Raw genomic sequence first — 17,647 nt, 5'->3', positions numbered from 1 at the left:
TCGTGGCAAAAGGGTCGCCAACCCAGCGGAGCATTCCTATGACATTCGGCAAAGGCCACCACCTGCATCTGATCGACGGCTCTGCCTTCATCTTTCGCGCCTATCACGCCCTGCCGCCGCTGACGCGCAAATCCGACGGCTTGCCGATTGGCGCCGTGGCGGGCTTCTGCAACATGCTGCACCGCTATGTCGAGGGTAATACCGGCCCCAACGCGCCCACCCATATCGCCGTGATCTTTGACAAGGGCAGCCACACCTTCCGCAACGACATGTACGACCAGTACAAGGCCAACCGCGATGCGATGCCCGAAGACCTGCGCCCGCAGATCCCGCTGACCCGCACCGCGACCGAGGCGTTCAACATCGCCTGCAAAGAGCTTGAGGGCTATGAGGCCGATGACATCATCGCCACCCTTGCCGTGCAGGCCCGCGCCGCCGGGGGGCGCTGCACGATCATCAGCTCCGACAAGGATCTGATGCAGCTTGTCGGCGACGGGGTGGAAATGCTCGACGCGATGAAGAACAAGACCATCGACCGTGATGGGGTGTTCGAGAAGTTCGGCGTCTATCCCGAACGCGTCGTCGACGTGCAAGCGCTGGCGGGCGATTCGGTCGACAACGTGCCCGGCGCGCCCGGTATCGGGATCAAAACGGCGGCGCTTTTGATCAACGAATACGGCGATCTGGATGCGCTGCTTGAACGCGCGGGCGAGATCAAACAGCCCAAGCGCCGCCAGACCCTGATCGACCATGCCGAACAAATCCGCCTGAGCCGCAATCTTGTCCTGCTGGATGAGAACACGCCGCTCGACTTCACCATCGACGATCTCGAAGTGCGCGACCCCGATGCGGACCGCCTGCTGGGTTTCCTGTCCGAGATGGAGTTCCGCACCCTGTCGAAACGCGTGGCCGAGGTGCTGGGCCGCGAGGCCCCGGCCATCCCCGACGCGCCAGCGCCCGCCGTGGCGGACGCACCGCAGGTGGCCGAGGTGGCCTTTGACCACAGCCAGTATGAACAGGTCGGCGACGCCGAAGCGCTGCGCGTCTGGCTCAATCGGATTTACGAGCGGGGCTATGTCGCGGTGGACACCGAGACCACCGGCCTCAATGAGATGACCGCGGAACTGGTCGGCGTTTCGTTGGCCGTGGAGCCCGGGCAGGCTTGCTACATCCCGCTGACCCACAAAGCCAGCCGCGACGATGACCTCTTTGGCGGAGAGGGGCTGGCCCCCGGTCAGATGCCGGTCGAAGAGGCGCTGCAACTGTTGACCCCGATGCTTGAGGATCCCGCGATCCTCAAGATCGGGCAGAACATGAAATACGACAGCAAGATTTTCGCCCAACTGGGCATCGCGGTCGCGCCAATCGACGACACCATGCTGATGTCCTACGCGATGCACGCGGGCCTACATGGGCATGGGATGGACACGCTTTCCGAACGCTACCTCGGTCACACACCGATGCCGATCAAACCGCTCTTGGGCAGCGGCAAATCTGCCGTGACCTTTGATAAGGTAGCGCTGGCAGACGCCGTACCCTATGCGGCCGAGGATGCCGATGTCACCCTGCGCCTGTGGCAGCTTTTCAAGCCACAGCTGCACCGCGCCGAGGTCACCAAGGTCTACGAAACGCTAGAGCGTCCGCTGGTGCCTGTCTTGGCGCAGATGGAGCGGGCGGGCATCGAGGTCGACCGCGATACGCTCAGCCGCATGTCCAACGCCTTTGCCCAGAAAATGGCCGGGCTGGAGGCGGATATTCACGAGTTGGCGGGCGAGAGCTTCAACGTCGGCTCCCCCGCCCAGCTTGGCGAAATCCTCTTTGGCAAGATGGGGCTGCCCGGCGGCAAGAAGGGCAAGACCGGGAAATACTCCACCGGCGCGGATGTGCTGGAGGATTTGGCGACCGAACATGACCTCGCCCGCCGGGTGCTGGACTGGCGGCAGCTGTCCAAGCTGAAGTCGACCTATACCGACGCGCTGCAAGACCATGTGAACGCCGAGACGGGTCGTGTGCACACCTGCTATTCCATCGCCGGGGCGGCGACGGGGCGGCTCGCCTCGACCGATCCGAACTTGCAGAACATCCCGATCCGTTCCGAGGAAGGCCGCCGCATCCGCGAGGCTTTCGTCGCCCCCGAGGGCAAGGTGCTGGTGGCGCTGGACTACAGCCAGATCGAGCTGCGGATTCTGGCGCATATCGCCCAGATCGACGCGCTCAAGGAAGCCTTCCACCGCGGCGACGACATCCACGCCATGACGGCGTCCGAGATGTTTGACGTGCCGATGGATCAGATGACGCCTGAGATTCGCCGCAACGCCAAGGCGATCAACTTCGGCGTAATCTACGGCATCTCGGGCTTCGGCCTTGCACGCAACCTGCGCATCCCGCGGGCCGAGGCGCAGGGCTTCATCGACCGCTATTTCGAGCGTTTCCCCGGCATCCGGACCTATATGGACGAGACCAAGGCCTTTGCGAAAGAGCATGGCTATGTGCAGACGCTCTTTGGCCGCAAAATCAACACGCCCAACATCGGCGCCAAGGGGCCGCAGGCTGGTTTCGCCGCCCGCGCTGCGATCAACGCGCCGATCCAAGGTACCGCTGCCGATGTGATCCGCCGCGCCATGGTGCGGATGCCCGAGGCCATCGCCGATCTGCCCGCGACCATGCTGTTGCAGGTGCACGATGAACTGCTGTTCGAGGTGGAAAAGGGTGCCGAAGACGCACTGATCGCCGCCGCACGTGAGGTGATGGAGAATGCCAATGATCCGGTGGTGAAGCTGGATGTGAAGCTGATCGTCGACGCCGGTGTGGGTGCCAATTGGGCGGAGGCGCATTGATGGAAGACGCGGCCCTTCCCGAAGACCTTGCCCAAGCGTTGGAAGAGACCGGCGCGCAGGCGGGCTGGGACAGCTACAATGCCGAATTGCGCGCCGATGCACTGGCGTGGATCGACGCGGCACGGACCACGACGGCGCGGTCAAAGCGGGTGGATGACGTGGCGCGCTTTGCTGGTAAAGGGCTGCCGCCGACGCCGTTTCAGTAGGGTGGAGGGCCATCGCCTGCCCGCGGGTCGGCGATCCAAGCTCAGTTCCTGCCACTTTATCTCTCAGCCATGATGTGCGGCCTCAAGGTTACGCCCGGCCCCACCAAATCGCCTACCCGTTGGGGCGGGCAGGCGATGGCCCGGCGCCTCCGGCTTGATTCCGGGCCGGCCCCATTCTCGGGCGATGGCCCTTTGTACACGCGTCCCCCATGCGCTAGATCATCTAGCATGACCCCTGTCCTCTACTCCTTCCGCCGCTGCCCCTACGCCATGCGCGCGCGTCTCGCCCTCGCGACGGCGCAAACCCCCGTTCACCTGCGCGAAGTCGTCCTGCGCGACAAACCGCAAGCCTTCCTTGACGCCTCGCCCACCGCCACCGTGCCCTGCCTCGTCACCGAAACCGGCCACATCGACGAAAGCCTCGATATCATGAAATGGGCGCTGGCCCAGAACGATCCCGGAGGCTGGCGCGACATGCCGTCCGAAGGTCACGACTGGATCGCCCGCGCCGACGGCCCGTTCAAAGACGCGCTGGACCGCACCAAATACGCCACCCGCTACCCCGAGGCGGACCCCGAAGAGCAACGCGCCAAGGCGGCAACCTTCCTCCATGACCTCGACGCGCAACTGGGGGACTGGATCTTTGACCGTCCCACGCTGGCGGATTACGCGATCCTGCCCTTCGTGCGGCAGTTCGCCTTCATCGACCGCGCTTGGTTCGACGCGCAGGATTGGCCCGCGCTGCGCGGCTGGCTCGACCGTTTCCTCGCCTCGCCCCGCTTTGAAAGCGTGATGGACAAATACCCCCAATGGCAGCCCGGGGATACGCCGGTGTCATTCCCCTAAGGCGGACACCCACCCCAAGGACCGCTCCGTCGGGCCGCCCGGAATATACTCCCCGCTGACAAAACCGTCATAGCCCGCCCGCAGCGCAGCAAAGAGCCCGTCGAAATCGACATCACCGCTGCCCGGCGCGCCGCGCTTTGGCGTGTCACCTAGCTGCACATGGCGGATCAGGGGGCGATATTCCTCGAAAACCGCCACGGCGTCGCCATGGATCATCTGCGCGTGAAAACTGTCGAATTGTAGCGCTACATTGGGCGCATCCACCGCCGCCAGCAGTTCCGCCGCCTGCGCGTAATCGTTCAAGAAATACCCCGGTTTGGCCTGCGGGCAGAGCGGTTCGATCATCAAGGTGACCCCCGGCGGCACCTCTGCCGCAGCATGGCGCAGGTTCGCCACGAAAGCCTTTGCAGCCGCTGGCCCCTCGGCCTCCCCGGCCATGACATGCACCATTCTGGGCCGCAGCGCCTCTACATAGCGCCAGACCCGGCGCATATCATGGGCGAAACGCGCCTCCCCTCCCGGCAGGGCGGCGAAACCGGGCGGACCGCCCGTGTAATTCGGCGGCGGCGCGTTGATCAGGGCGAGCGAGAGCCCATTGCGCAGCAAGGCGCGCTGCGTCTCTTTCGCGGGCATGTCATAGGGGAACAAGACCTCAACCGCGCCAAACCCCGCCTCCGCCGCCGCATCGAACCGGTCCAGATAGGGCAGTTCGGACCAAAGCAGCGACAGATTGGCGGCAGGGGTGATCGGCATTCGGGTCTTTCAGTGAACTTACGGCAGGTCTTCCGATGGGATGATGCCAAAGAATTCCCCACCCGACCAGACACCAAACCAGCCATCGCGGTGCTGGCCCAGATCGACCAGACGGTAAAAGCTCTTGCGGTCGATCAGCGCCTCCAGATTGCGGCGCACCAGCACATAGGGTGCAGGTTCGCCCGTCTCTTCATCGCGGACCACGCGGATCGGATGGGCTGCCCCCGCCTCGGCCACATCGCCCAGATTGGTCAAAAACCGCAACTGCTGCGCCTCGCCTGCGCCCTCGGCCTCGAAATCCACGGCGACGAATGGTGCATCTTCGACGGTGATGCCCACCTTCTCCACCGGGGTTTTGAGGAAATAATCATCCCCCTCGCGCCAGAGAATCGATGCGAACAATTTGACCATTTCGATCCGGCCAATGGGCGTGCCTTGGTAGAACCACGTCCCGTCGCGTTTGATCTGCATGTCCAGATCGCCGCAAAATTCCGGGTTCCACTTCTCAAGCGGCGGGGTTCCGCGCGCTTTTGCGGCCTTGGCGGCTTCGATCAAACTGTCTGCCGTGGGTGTCACGGTATTTTGTCCGCTCATTGGTTTTGCCATTCCCTTTGGTCGCGATACACTTACACCTGAAAGATATAACTCCGGGGAAAGAAATGTCATGGCCGAAGCGGATGATCTGATCGCGCAAATCGAAGCGCTGACCGAAAAGCTCGCCGCGGCGAAACAGTCGATCACCGGGCGTTTCGTCGGGCAAGAGCAGGTCGTCGACCTTGCGTTGACAGCGCTGCTCTGTGGTGGGCACGGCCTGCTGATCGGCCTGCCGGGATTGGGCAAGACGCGGCTGGTTGAGACATTGAGCACGGTCATGGGCCTGCACGGCAACCGCGTGCAATTCACCCCCGATCTGATGCCCGCTGACATCTTGGGCTCCGAAGTGCTCGACACCGCGCCCGACGGCAGCCGCGCCTTTCGCTTTGTCGAAGGGCCAATCTTTTGCCAACTTCTGATGGCCGATGAGATCAACCGCGCCAGCCCGCGCACGCAATCCGCCCTGTTGCAGGCGATGCAAGAGAAGACCGTGACCGTCGCGGGGCAGGACCGCGCGCTTGGCCAGCCCTTCCATGTTCTCGCCACCCAAAACCCGATTGAACAAGAAGGCACCTATCCCCTGCCTGAAGCGCAGCTTGACCGTTTCCTCGTGCAGATTGACGTGGCCTACCCCGACCGCGCGACGGAGCGGGACATTCTGCTTGCCACCACCGGCGTCGAAGAGGGCACCGTGCGCCCGGTCTTCACCACCGAAGAGCTTCTCTCTGCCCAGACCCTGCTGCGGCGGATGCCGGTGGGCGACAGCGTGGTGGAACTGATCCTCGACCTTGTCCGCGCCTTCCGCCCCGATGAGCCTGAGGCCACCCAGCCCGTGCGCGACAGCGTCGCTTGGGGCCCCGGCCCCCGTGCCGCGCAGGCGCTAATGCTGACCGTGCGCGCCCGTGCGCTGCTGGAGGGGCGGTTGGCTCCTTCGGCCGAAGATGTGCTCGCCATGGCCCGCCCGGTGCTGAGCCACCGGATGGCGCTGAACTTTGCCGCCCGCGCAAGGGGCGAAAGCCTGCAAAGCCTGATCGACGCCACCGCCGGTCAATTGATCGGGAAAAAGGCCGCCGCGTGACCCATAGCCCCCTGTCCCTCAGAGCCAGCGCCGAGGGCGAAGCGGCCCGGCTGCCCGCCCTGCTGGCGCGGGCCGAGCATTTGGCCGGTGCCGTTCTGCCCGGTGCCCATGGCCGCCGCCGCGCGGGGACGGGGGATGATTTCTGGCAATACCGCCCGGCACAGATCGGCGACAGCCGCCGCATGGTCGACCACCGCCGCTCGGCCCGTGGCGATCAGGAGTTCGTGCGCGAACGCGAGTGGCAGATTGCGCAGTCCGTCATGCTCTGGGTTGATCAGGGGGCCTCGATGCGCTTTGCCTCGGACAAGGCGCTGCCTGACAAGGCCGACCGCGCCCGCCTTTTGGGCCTTGCGCTGGCGATCTTGCTGCTGCGCGGGGGGGAGCGTGTGGGCCTGACCGGCACCGCCCTGCCCCCACGGCGCGGCAATCCGCAGGTGCTGCGACTGGCCGAATTGCTCTGCCAAGACGATGGCCAAGACTACGCCCCGCCAGAACATCGCGGCATGATCCCCCATGCGCGGGCGGTCTTCATCTCGGACTTCATGGGCGATCTCGACCCGGTGCAGACCGCCCTGACCAAGGCCGCCGACCGTGGCGTGCGTGGCGTGCTCTATCACCTGCTAGACCCGGCGGAGGAGGCTTTCCCCTTCGCGGGTCGAACCATTTTTGAAAGCGTCGGCGGCAGTCTGCGGCATGAGACGCTCAAAGCGAATGACCTGCGCGACCGCTACCTCGACCGACTGGCGGCGCGCAAAGACGCCTTGCAGCAACTCTGCGCCCGTACCGGCTGGCGCTATGGGCTGCACCACACCGATGCCACGGCGCAGTCGGCGCTGCTTTGGCTCTATGGCGCGTTGGACGCGCGGCAGGGGAGTGCGGCATGAGCGTTTTCGGCGGCATCGGTTTCACCGCGCCTTGGCTGCTGCTGGCCCTGCTGGCGCTGCCGATCCTTTGGCTAATCCTGCGGGCCGTACCGCCTGCGCCTGTTCGCCGCCGTTTTCCCGGTGTGGCGCTGCTCTTGGGGTTGGCGGATGACGACAGCACCAGCGACCGCACCCCGTGGTGGCTGCTTTTGCTGCGGATGCTGGCCGTGGCCGCGATCATCATTGGTCTCGCCGGGCCGGTGCTGAACCCGCAGGCCGAGACGGAAGAGGGCAGCGGCCCCTTGCTGATCCTGCTCGACGGCTCATGGGCCGGGGCCAGCGGCTGGGACCGACAGATGGCCGCCGTTGACGCGCAACTCACCCGCGCCGGACGGGCCGAGCGGACGGTGGGCATCCTCAGCCTCACCGACCCGCAGGTGCCGACCTTCCAATCCGCCGATGCGTGGCGCAGCCGTCTGGCCGGGTTCACCCCCGCGCCGTGGCAACCGGCCCCGACAGAGCTGACCCGCGCGACCGAGATCATGGCGGCCCTGCCCGCCTTCGACACCCTGTGGTTCAGCGACGGATTGGACTATTCGGGCCGTAATAACCTGCTTGCCGCGCTGCAATCCAAAGGCGCGGTCGAGGTGCACCAATCCGCGGGCAATGTCATCGGCATCGCGCCCGCAGTCTATCAAGATGGCGCGATCGACCTGACCCTGCGCCGCGCCGCGCCCGGACCGGAACGCGCGGCGGTGGTGCAGGCCCATGGCCGCGATCCGGCGGGCAACGCCCGCGTGCTCGCCACCGCCAATGCGACATTCGAAGCGGGCGCGACCGAGGCCCGCACCTCCCTCTCGCTGCCTGCCGAAATGCGCGCGCGGCTCACCTCTTTCGACATCGCGGGCCAACGCTCCGCCGGGGCGCGCAGCTTGGTCGATGACGGGCTGCGCCGCCGCGAAGTCGCGCTGATCCGAGGGCGCGGGGCGCAAGAGGGGCTGCAACTGCTTTCCCCGCTGCATTACATCGAACAGGCGCTGGCCCCGAGCGCCGATCTGATCGACGGCACCCTGACCGAGGTGCTGCCCGCGAACCCTGATGTGATCGTGCTGGCGGATGTGGCCACCCTCGCCCCCGCCGAGGCCGAGCCGCTGCAAGAGTGGATCGACGCTGGCGGCATGCTCATCCGTTTCGCCGGGCCGCGCGTGGCGGCGAGCGATGTCAGCCGCATCGACGAAGACCCGCTGATGCCCGTGCGCCTGCGCGCCGGGGGCCGCAGCGTCGGCGGCGCGATGTCTTGGGGGGAGCCCAAGGCGCTGGCCCCTTTCCGCAACGGGTCGCCATTCTTCGGGCTGACGGTGCCCGAAGATGTGACCGTTTCGTCCCAAGTCGTGGCGCAACCCGACCCGACGTTGGCCGACCGGGTGATCGCCGCGCTGAGCGATGGCACCCCGCTGGTCACGCGCAAAGCGGTGGGTCAGGGGCAGATCGTGCTGTTCCACGTCACCGCCACGGCGGAATGGTCGACCCTGCCGCTCTCGGGTCTTTTCGTGCAGATGATGGAACGGCTGGCCGTGTCATCGGGTGCCAGCGCCCCCGAGGCCGAGAGCCTTGAGGGCACCACATGGACGCCGCTGCGGGTGATGGACGGTTTCGGCATCCTGTCGGACGCGGGCAATCTGCCCGGCGTTGCGGGGCCTGACCTGATCTCGGCCCCCGCAGGCCCCGCCCTGCCGCCCGGCATCTACGGCGCCGAAGACCGGCGGCTTGCGCGCAATGTGCTCACCGGCGAGACCGCCCTCACCCCCGCCACATGGCCCGCCGATGTGCCGCTGCGGGGCCTTGCTCTGCCGCCGGAACAGCCACTCGCCGGGGCGCTTCTGAGCCTCGCCATTCTTTTGCTTGTGGCCGATGTGCTGGCCTCCCTCGCCCTTTCGGGGCTGCTGCTGCGCCGTTCCACCGGCAGCTTGACGCTGGCCTTGGGGCTGGCCATCGCCCCGCAGATGGGCGACGCGCAGGAGAATGACCCCGAAAGCTTTGCCATCCGCTCGGCCTCTGAGGTGACTTTGGCCCATGTGCTGACCGGCAACAGCGACGTTGACGAAATCGCCCGCGCCGGATTGATCGGCCTGTCGGACACGCTTTATTTCCGCACCACGGTGGAGCCTGACCTGCCCACCGGCGTTGATCTTGAGCAGGACGAACTGGCCTTCTTTCCGATCCTCTATTGGCCGGTGACCCCCGACCAACCGCAGCCTTCGTCCGAGGCTTATGGCAAGCTGAACGACTACCTCCGCTCGGGCGGGCTGATCCTGTTCGATACCCGAGACGCGGATATCGCCAGCTACGGTGCCGCCAGCCCGAACGGGCGCAAGCTGCAAGAACTGGCCGCGCCGCTCGACATCCCACCGCTTGAGCCGCTGCCCGGCGACCATGTGCTGACGCGCACCTTCTATCTGCTGCAAGACTACCCGGGCCGCTACAGCAGCCGCGATGTCTGGGTCGAGGCCGCGCCGCCCGATGCCGAACGGATTGAGGGGATGCCCTTTCGCAACCTCAATGACGGGGTGACGCCGGTGGTGATCGGGGGCAACGACTGGGCTGCGGCTTGGGCCGTGCGCCGCGATGGCGCGCCGCTTTTGCCCATCGGGCGCGGCTATGCCGGAGAGCGGCAGCGCGAACTGGCCTATCGCTTTGGCGTGAACCTTGTCATGCATGTGCTGACCGGCAACTACAAATCCGATCAGGTCCATGTGCCTGCACTGCTAGACAGGTTAGGCCAATGACCGGAACCGTGCTTTTCGACCCGCTGATCCCCCTGCCGCTGCTGATCGGCCTCGCGGTGCTGGCCGCGCTCGGCCTTCTGCTGGCGCTGTGGCGCGGCCTGTCGGGCTGGGCCCTGCGGGGCTTGGCGGCGGCGGTGGTTCTGGCCGCGCTCGCCGGGCCGTCCTACCAGACCGAAGACCGCGCGCCGCTGTCGGACATCGTGTTGCTTTTGGAAGACGAAAGCGCCAGCCAGCGGCTCTCCGACCGCGCCGCGCAGACCGACGCGGCGGCAAAGGCGCTCTCTGCCCGCATCACCGCCCGCCCCAACACCGAGCTGCGCCGGATCACCGTGCCGGACGGGGCCGAGGATGCCGGCACCCGGCTGATGACCACGCTGGCCGATGCGCTGGCCGAAGAGCCACGCGCGCGGATCGCGGGCATTCTGGCGCTCAGCGATGGCCGGGTGCATGATGCGGACCTGCCGCTCGACCTGCCCGCGCCGCTGCATCTGCTGCAAACCGGCCGGGCCGAGGATTGGGACCGCCGGCTGACCGTACGCAACGCCCCGGCTTTTGCCATCATCGGAGAGCCGGTGACCCTGACCCTGCGCATCGACGATCTGGGCGCCGCGCCCGAGGGCGGCGGGCTGACCCAGCTTGATATCTCTGTCGATGGGGAAGAACCGCAAAGCTTCAACGTGCCGATTGGCCAAGACCTTGAACTGCCCGTGGCCCTGCCCCACGGCGGGCGCAACGTGATCCGCTTCTCCCTGCCCGAAGCCGAGGGGGAGTTGACCGACCGCAACAATGCGGCGCTGATCCAGATGAACGGCGTGCGCGACCGGCTCAGCGTGCTCTTGGTCTCAGGCGAGCCGCATCCCGGCGGGCGCACGTGGCGCAACCTGCTGAAGTCCGACAGCGCGGTCGATCTGGTGCATTTCACCATTCTGCGTCCGCCCGACAAACAGGATGGTGTGCCGGTGAACGAACTGTCGCTCATCGCCTTCCCGACGCGCGAATTGTTCATGGAAAAGATCGACGACTTCGATCTCATCATCTTTGACCGCTACCAACGGCGCGGCATCCTGCCTGCGCTCTATCTCGACAATGTGGCGCAATATGTGCGCAAGGGCGGCGCGGTGCTGGTCGCCGCCGGGCCGGATTTCGCCAGTGCTGACAGCCTCTACCGGTCGCCGCTCGGCACGGTGCTGCCCGCCACCCCCACCGCGCGGGTGTTGGAGGAAGCCTTCCCCCCGGTCGTCACCGACATCGGCCAGCGCCATCCCGTCACCTCAGACCTGCCCGGCAAGGGCGACTGGGGCCGCTGGCTGCGCCAGATCGACGTGACCGCTGACAGCGGCGACGTGGTGATGACCGGGGCGGACGACCGCCCGCTTCTGGTGCTGGACCGCGTGGATGAGGGGCGCGTGGCGCTGCTCGCCTCTGACCACGCTTGGCTGTGGAACCGCGGCTATGAGGGCGGCGGCCCGCAGTTGGAATTGCTGCGCCGTCTGGCCCATTGGATGATGAAGGAACCCGAGCTTGAGGAAGAGGCGCTGATGGCCTCTGCCCAAGGCCAGACCATGCGCATCACCCGCCGCACCTTGGACGAGACCGTGCCCCCCGTCACGATCACCGCCCCCGATGGCAGCACGACCGAACTGCCCCTCGCCCCCGCCGGGCCGGGCCGGTTCGAGGCGGAATATACCGGCGAAGAGATCGGCCTCTACCGGCTGGAGAACGGCGATGAGGTCACCGTCATCGGCCTCGGCCCCGCCGCCCCGCACGAGTTTGTCGAGACCATCGCCAGCGATGCGGCCCTGCGCCCGGCAATCGACAGCCTGCGCGGTGGGGTGGCACGGATGGAGGATGGGCTCCCCCGTCTGCGCGACGTGCGCCTTGGCCGTCCTGCCGCCGGGCGCGGCTGGCTGGGGCTGACCCCGCGCGGCGCTTACGAGACGCGCGATGTGCGACAAACGCCGCTGCTGCCGGGGTGGCTGGTGCTCTTGCTTTCGGCGCTCTTCATCATTGCCGCATGGCTGCGCGAGGGCCGCCGCTAAAGCGCCCGCAGCAGCAAGCCGCCCGCCAGCGTCACCACGACCAAGCCCGCCGTCAGCTCGGCCACCGCTGCGGCTTGGGCCAGCCTCGGCGATCCGGCCAGCCCGCCCAAGACCCCGGCGCGCAGCCCCGTTGCGGCCAAGCCAGTGGCGATGGTGATCAAGCCGGTGCCGAGCGCCATGGCAAAGGCCCCCAAGATGCCGACCCCGCCGATCCCCATATGCCAAGTGATCACCAACACGAAAAGCGCGCCGGTGCAGGGCCGTATGGCGATCCCACCGATCAAAAGCAGTGCGTCGCGCAGCCTGCCCGCGCGCTGAACCTGCGCCAGACTGGGCCCATGGGCATGGCCACAATGGCTGCATACTTCACCGGAATGCGCCGATCTGTCCTGCCGCGCATGGCGCAGCCCGCGCCAGATCAGCCAAAGCCCGATAAGGGCAATCGCGCCATAGCTCGCCGGGGCCATGATCTCTTCGGTCACGCCGAACAGCGCCTCCCGCCCAAGACCCAAGAGGAGGATACCCGCATAGACCAGAACCACGGCGGTCACCGCTTGGCCCAAAGATGCCGCGAGCGCGATCAGCGTGAGCCGCAGCACTGGCACCGCCCGCGCCAGCCCATAGCCGCCGATCACGATCTTGCCGTGCCCCGGCCCCGCCGCATGGACGACACCATAGGCAAAAGACGCCAGAAGCACCGTCCAGAACGCCGCCGCATCGCCGCCCCGCGTGGCGCGCAGCCCGCTGGCGATGCTGTTTTGAAACCCGCGCTGCTGCCCCGCGGCCCAATGGGCAAGGGCGTTGAACCCGCCCGACCACCACAGCGCCGCCAGCGCCAAAAGGGTAGCCAATGCCGCCAGCGCTATGATGCGTCGCATGTGATCACCACTTCATTGGCCAAGGCTTCGCCGATCTCCGGCAGACCCACATCGCTTGGATCAGTATTGGCGTCCAGCGCGCTCAAGTCCTGCTGAAGGGCGCGCAGATCGGCATTCATATCCGGCATCTTGACCCGCGCGCGGCAGGTGTCACTGCCTTGGATGGTCACTTTCTGGGTCACCTCATAGGCGGTGTAATAGGTCGGATCATAGGGTTTGATGACCAGTCCATCCGCCGAGGGAGCCGGGCCTTCGACCGCGCGCAGATGGCTGGTGATGATGCGGCCTTCGGCAAAGCTGGTTTCCACGTCCTGCGGCCCCGACAGCGCGACCTCTTCGCCCCCGTCCAGCAAGACCGTATCGCCGTTGAACCCTTCGATCCACTGCATGTCGAACCCGTTGAGAGAGGCGACTTCCGCCGGCGTCAGCACGCCATCGTAATCGGGGTCGAGGCCGCGATCCTCGGTCACCAAGAGAGAGTAGAATTCGTCATAGGCCCATGTGATCCGCAGATGGGTCAACCGCCCCTCGGCATCGACGATCACTTCGAACCCGGTATCGACGAAGATATGCGGATGCGCGCCAAGCGGTGTGGCGCAGGCGAGGAGAGCGGCGGTGACGAGCGGGTATTTCATGGCGCTAGGTCTACGCCCCTTCGCCAAGCGCGGCAATCGCCCGGCGGGTGGCGCACGGCGGGAAGGCGCGCATCGCCCCCCGCCTGTGGGTCAGTTCGACGGGTAGGGCCGGACAAAGACCGGACGCTCGGGCGTCGAGGCATCGGACTGATAGGCATAGCCGCCGCTGTCGAAATCCTGCAAGCCTTCCGGGTCGTTCACCCGGTGCTGCACGATGTAGCGGGCCATGGCACCGCGGGCTTTCTTGGCGAAGAAGCTGACGATCTTCGGCCATTTGCCGTCGCCCTTGTCCTCCATGAACTGCGGGGTGATCACCCGCAGCTTCAACGCCTTGAGGTCCACCGCGCCAAAGTATTCCTGACTGGCGCAGTTCACCAGAACATCGCTGCCGGTGGCTTCGGCCTGGGCATTCAGCGCCTTTGACAGGCTGTCACGCCAATAGTCATAAAGGTTGCCGCCCCGGCGGGTTTTCAGCTTGCTGCCCATCTCCAGCCGGTAGGCTTGGATCGCGTCGAGCGGGCGCAGCACGCCGTAAAGGCCCGACAGGATGCGCAGGTGATCTTGGGCAAAGGTCATCTCATCGGCATCAAGGCTCGCGGCCTCCAACCCCTGATAGGTATCGCCCGCAAAGGCCAGCGCGGCGGGGCGGGTGACCTCGGCTGTGGGCTCAGCCTCGAACGCCTGAAAGCGGTCACGGTTGAGCCGCGCCAGATCGTCGCTCAGCCCCATCAGGCTTTTGAGATCGCCCAAGCTGAGATTGCGCGCAGTCATCGCCAGCCGCACGGCGTCTTCCTGAAAATCAGGCTGGGTGACGGCGACATCGCGCTCGGCCCAATCAAGGCGTTTGGCGGGGGAAATAACGACGAGCATGGCAGTCTCCTTGGGGGCGTTTCGGGGTGATCTAGCCCGCGTCGCGCAGAACGTCCAGAAAGGCGGGGCCAAAGCGTTCGGCGCGTTTGTCGCCGAGCAATCGTTCGATGGCCGAAGGGTCGGCGCTGCGCAGTTGCGCCACCTTTGCGAGCATCGCGGCAGAACAGCTTAGCGGCTTTTCGGTGCCCTGCGCGCCGCGGGCCAGATCGGCCTGCACCTGCAAAAGCTGATCATAGACATTGCCCGCCTCGCGCCCCGCCAGCTTGCGCCGCGCCTTGTGCATCGGCTGCGCCTCCCCGTTGATGACTTCGAGGAAGGCCGCGCCGTAATTCTCCAGCTTCTTCGCGCCTACGCCGCCGATCCGCGCCATGGCGTCGAGGTCGGCGGGCCGTGCCTCGGCCATCTCGATCAGGGTGCGGTCGGTGAAGATGATATAGGCGGGCACGCGCGCCGCCTCGGCCAGTGCGCGGCGCTTGGCCTTGAGCGCCGAGAGGAGCGGCGCATCCTCGTCGCTGACCATCGCCTTGACCGCAGGCCGCCGGTTGGCCGCCGCCGCCTTGATCGTGTCGCGGCGCAGGTTGATGCTGGCCTCGCCACGCAGGATCGGCAGGGCCGCGTCGGTCATGCGCAGCGCGCCGTGGCGCTCGGCATCCGGGCGCACGAGGTCATGGCCCATCATCTGCCGGAACACCGCCTGCCATTCGTTGCGACTGTATTCCCCGCCCACGCCATAGGTCGGCAGCGACTGGTGGCCGCGCTGGCGGACCTTCTCGGTCTCGTTGCCCAAGAGGATGTCGATGAGATGGCCCGCGCCAAACCATTCGTCGGTGCGCAGCATGGCCGAAAGCGCCTTGCGCACCGCCGTGGTGCCGTCGAACACCTCCGCCGGACTATCGCAAAGGTCGCAACGTCCGCAGGTGACTTCGGCCTCGTCGAAATATCCCAGAAGCGTCTTGCGACGACACTCCAGCGCTTCGGCCAGACCCAAAAGCGCGTTCAGCCGCCCGTGGTCGGCAGCGCGGCGTTCGGGTGGGGCGAGGCCTTCGTCGATCTGGGCGCGGCGCAGACGGATGTCATCGGGGCCGAAAAGCGTCAGCGTCTCGGCAGGTGCCCCGTCGCGCCCGGCGCGGCCAATCTCCTGATAGTAAGCCTCGATCGACTTGGGCAGATCGGCATGGGCGACCCATCGGATGTCGGGCTTGTCGACCCCCATGCCAAAGGCCACGGTGGCGCAGACGATCAGCCCGTCCTCTTGCTGAAAGCGGCGCTCGGCAATGCGGCGGTCATCGGCCTCCATACCGCCATGGTAATGCAGCGCCTCCTGCCCCTGATCGCGCAGCGCCTTGGCCAGCCCCTCGGTCTTGGCGCGGGTGCCGCAATAGACGATGCCCGACTGGCCGCGCCGTGCCCCGGCGAAGGCGAGGATCTGGTCGCGCGGCTTGTTCTTTGCGGCGAAGGCGAGGTGGATGTTGGGCCGGTCGAAACCGCGCAGGAAGGCGCGCGGCGGGGTACCGTCGAAGAGCTTATCGACAATCTCGGCTTGGGTTTCGGCATCCGCCGTGGCAGTGAAGGCCGCCAGCGGCACGTCGAGCGTGCGGCGCAATTCACCGATGCGCAGGTAGTCGGGGCGGAAATCATGGCCCCATTGGCTGACACAATGCGCCTCATCCACGGCGATGAGATTGACGCCGACGCGCCGCAGCATCCCCATGGCCGAGCCCGCCGCCAGCCGTTCCGGCGCCATATAGAGCAATTTGAGCGTGCCGGCCTCCAGCGCCTCCCAAACCGCATCGGTCTCTTCAGGCGTGTTGCCCGAGGTGAGCGCCCCTGCCGCGACGCCTGCTTCTTGCAGGCTGCGGACCTGATCGCGCATCAGGGCAATCAACGGCGAGATGACCACCGTCACCCCCTCGCGCATCAGGGCAGGCAATTGAAAACACAGGGATTTGCCGCCGCCTGTGGGCATGATGGCCAGCACGTTTTCGCCCTCGGTCACGGCCTCAACAATCTCTTGCTGGCCGGGGCGGAACCCGTCGAAACCGAATACATCACGAAGAAGCGTGGCAGCGCCTGTCATGGAGAACCTGTAAGATTGTCTGCTCTTTTTATGCAGACTCCCACACTAACAAAGCGTGAACAAGGCCAGATGCCCGCGACATCGGCGCGCGGGCGGGCCGGGGCACGGGTCAGTAGAAGGCTGCGGCGTTGTTTGTCAGCACGATCCGTGCAATGGCCACGACGATCAGCACGATCAATGGTGCCAGATCCAGACCACCCATCGGCGGGATCACATTGCGCACGCGGCTATAAACCGGCTCTAGAATGCGGTTCAGCCCGTCCCAGATTTGCGCAACCAAGGGCTGGCGGAGATTCAGCACCTGAAAATTGATCAACCAAGACATGATGACATGGGCGATGACGATGAACCAAACGATGTTCAAAAGCAGCATCAGGATTTGGAACAGTGACGTCATGGAATATCCCCTTGGTGTGACGCAAGACAGTTAAGCGCCCCGTCCGCAAAGGGCAAGAGTGCCGCGACGTATATGCTTGACCGCGCAGCGCTTCCGCCGCAGATCGGCACCGTCACGACAAAGGAAAGCCCCATGTTCCCGATCATCCGCATGGCCAAAGACGTCATCGTCGCCGCGCGGCAGGCGCCGCTGGAAAACCTGACCGACACCCATGTCAGCCATCACATCTGCTGGCCGCATGACCTCGATATCTGGATGGAGTTGAACAACGGGCGGGCGCTGTCGCTCTATGATCTGGGCCGCACCGCCATGGCGCAGCGGGCCGGGCTGATCACGCTGCTGCGGCAGAACAAATGGGCGATCACCATCGCGGGCTCCAGCACGCGGTTCCGCCGCCGCATCCGCATGTTCGAGAAATTCGAGATGCGCAGCCGGACCCTGTGTTGGGACGACAAGTTCATCTATCTTGAGCAATCCATGTGGAAGAAGAACGGCGAATGCGCGAGCCATGTGCTCTACCGTTCCGCCGTGACCGATCGTAACGGGCTGATCCCGCCGGAAAAGGTCTTGCAGGCAATGGGACGGCAGCAAGCTTCGCCTGAGGTGCCGGGCTGGGTGGCCGAATGGATCCGCGCTGATGCGCACCGCCCCTGGCCGCCGATGCAGGACGCGGCCCCGACCCCGGATGCGGCAGGGCCGCTTTCGGCCTGAGCCGACCGCCCTCCTCTGCCTCACCCCCTGCCCTTACTGACGCTTGCGCCTTGCGCCCTGCCCTGCTCTAACTTGAA

At 66.0% G+C, this 17,647-nt stretch carries 15 protein-coding genes; 8 read left to right on the top strand and 7 right to left on the bottom strand.

Features of this window, described 5'->3' with window-relative positions:
* Positions 1–38 precede the first annotated feature (38 nt).
* The 3 genes from polA (at position 39) to ACGYK4_RS11745 (ending at position 3,889) form a co-directional block, all read left to right on the top strand.
* Positions 39–2,837, top strand: coding sequence for a DNA polymerase I (gene polA / locus ACGYK4_RS11755; protein ID WP_394456664.1), 2,799 nt, complete (start codon positions 39–41; stop codon positions 2,835–2,837).
* On the top strand, positions 2,837–3,043 hold the full coding sequence (locus tag ACGYK4_RS11750) for a YdeI/OmpD-associated family protein (protein ID WP_394418550.1): 207 nt from the start codon (positions 2,837–2,839) through the stop codon (positions 3,041–3,043). The genes polA and ACGYK4_RS11750 overlap by 1 nt, the downstream gene beginning before the upstream one ends.
* 228 nt (positions 3,044–3,271) lie before the next feature.
* A complete protein-coding gene (locus tag ACGYK4_RS11745; protein WP_394456662.1) occupies positions 3,272–3,889 on the top strand; it encodes a glutathione S-transferase in 618 nt (205 codons plus the stop codon).
* On the opposite strand, the gene ACGYK4_RS11740 is transcribed toward ACGYK4_RS11745, so the two are convergent.
* Positions 3,878–4,642, bottom strand: a complete 765-nt coding sequence (locus tag ACGYK4_RS11740; protein ID WP_394456660.1) for a hydroxypyruvate isomerase family protein — start codon at positions 4,640–4,642, stop codon at positions 3,878–3,880. The genes ACGYK4_RS11745 and ACGYK4_RS11740 overlap by 12 nt on opposite strands.
* An 18-nt stretch (positions 4,643–4,660) precedes the next feature.
* Positions 4,661–5,236 carry a DUF1285 domain-containing protein gene (locus ACGYK4_RS11735; protein ID WP_271692542.1) on the bottom strand — a complete coding sequence of 192 codons (576 nt, stop codon included), beginning with the start codon at positions 5,234–5,236 and terminating at the stop codon, positions 4,661–4,663.
* A 70-nt stretch (positions 5,237–5,306) separates the two neighbouring features.
* Between ACGYK4_RS11735 and ACGYK4_RS11730 the strand changes: the two genes are divergently transcribed.
* The 4 genes from ACGYK4_RS11730 to ACGYK4_RS11715 are packed head-to-tail and all read left to right on the top strand — an operon-like array spanning position 5,307 to position 12,002.
* Positions 5,307–6,314: an AAA family ATPase gene (locus tag ACGYK4_RS11730; protein ID WP_394456658.1), complete on the top strand. Its 1,008-nt coding sequence runs from the start codon at positions 5,307–5,309 to the stop codon at positions 6,312–6,314.
* On the top strand, positions 6,311–7,198 hold the full coding sequence (locus ACGYK4_RS11725) for a DUF58 domain-containing protein (RefSeq protein ID WP_394410965.1): 888 nt from the start codon (positions 6,311–6,313) through the stop codon (positions 7,196–7,198). Before ACGYK4_RS11730 ends, ACGYK4_RS11725 begins: the two co-directional genes overlap by 4 nt.
* The gene (locus ACGYK4_RS11720; protein ID WP_394456656.1) at positions 7,195–9,963 is read left to right on the top strand and encodes a DUF4159 domain-containing protein; all 2,769 of its coding nucleotides are present in this window, start codon (positions 7,195–7,197) and stop codon (positions 9,961–9,963) included. The genes ACGYK4_RS11725 and ACGYK4_RS11720 overlap by 4 nt, the downstream gene beginning before the upstream one ends.
* Entirely contained in the window at positions 9,960–12,002 is a 2,043-nt protein-coding gene (locus ACGYK4_RS11715; RefSeq protein ID WP_394456654.1) for a hypothetical protein, read from the top strand. The genes ACGYK4_RS11720 and ACGYK4_RS11715 overlap by 4 nt, the downstream gene beginning before the upstream one ends.
* Here the strand turns inward: ACGYK4_RS11715 and ACGYK4_RS11710 are convergent.
* The 5 genes from ACGYK4_RS11710 to ACGYK4_RS11690 form a co-directional block, all read right to left on the bottom strand.
* Positions 11,999–12,880, bottom strand: coding sequence for a nickel/cobalt transporter (locus tag ACGYK4_RS11710; RefSeq protein ID WP_394456652.1), 882 nt, complete (start codon positions 12,878–12,880; stop codon positions 11,999–12,001). The genes ACGYK4_RS11715 and ACGYK4_RS11710 overlap by 4 nt on opposite strands.
* Positions 12,865–13,515, bottom strand: coding sequence for a DUF1007 family protein (locus ACGYK4_RS11705; protein WP_394456650.1), 651 nt, complete (start codon positions 13,513–13,515; stop codon positions 12,865–12,867). Before ACGYK4_RS11705 ends, ACGYK4_RS11710 begins: the two co-directional genes overlap by 16 nt.
* A gap of 90 nt (positions 13,516–13,605) precedes the next feature.
* Positions 13,606–14,385 carry a peroxide stress protein YaaA gene (yaaA, locus tag ACGYK4_RS11700; RefSeq protein ID WP_394456648.1) on the bottom strand — a complete coding sequence of 260 codons (780 nt, stop codon included), beginning with the start codon at positions 14,383–14,385 and terminating at the stop codon, positions 13,606–13,608.
* A gap of 31 nt (positions 14,386–14,416) precedes the next feature.
* Positions 14,417–16,462: a DNA helicase RecQ gene (gene recQ, locus ACGYK4_RS11695; protein ID WP_394456646.1), complete on the bottom strand. Its 2,046-nt coding sequence runs from the start codon at positions 16,460–16,462 to the stop codon at positions 14,417–14,419.
* 109 nt (positions 16,463–16,571) lie between these two features.
* Entirely contained in the window at positions 16,572–16,859 is a 288-nt protein-coding gene (locus ACGYK4_RS11690; protein ID WP_067622549.1) for a YggT family protein, read from the bottom strand.
* A 132-nt stretch (positions 16,860–16,991) separates the two neighbouring features.
* Between ACGYK4_RS11690 and ACGYK4_RS11685 the strand changes: the two genes are divergently transcribed.
* Positions 16,992–17,570, top strand: a complete 579-nt coding sequence (locus ACGYK4_RS11685) for an acyl-CoA thioesterase (RefSeq protein WP_394456644.1) — start codon at positions 16,992–16,994, stop codon at positions 17,568–17,570.
* Positions 17,571–17,647: the final 77 nt, after the last annotated feature.

This window comes from Sulfitobacter sp. 1A13368, from assembly GCF_043557275.1.
Classification (GTDB): domain Bacteria; phylum Pseudomonadota; class Alphaproteobacteria; order Rhodobacterales; family Rhodobacteraceae; genus Sulfitobacter; species Sulfitobacter faviae.
This window is presented reverse-complemented; position numbering and strand designations above follow the sequence as displayed.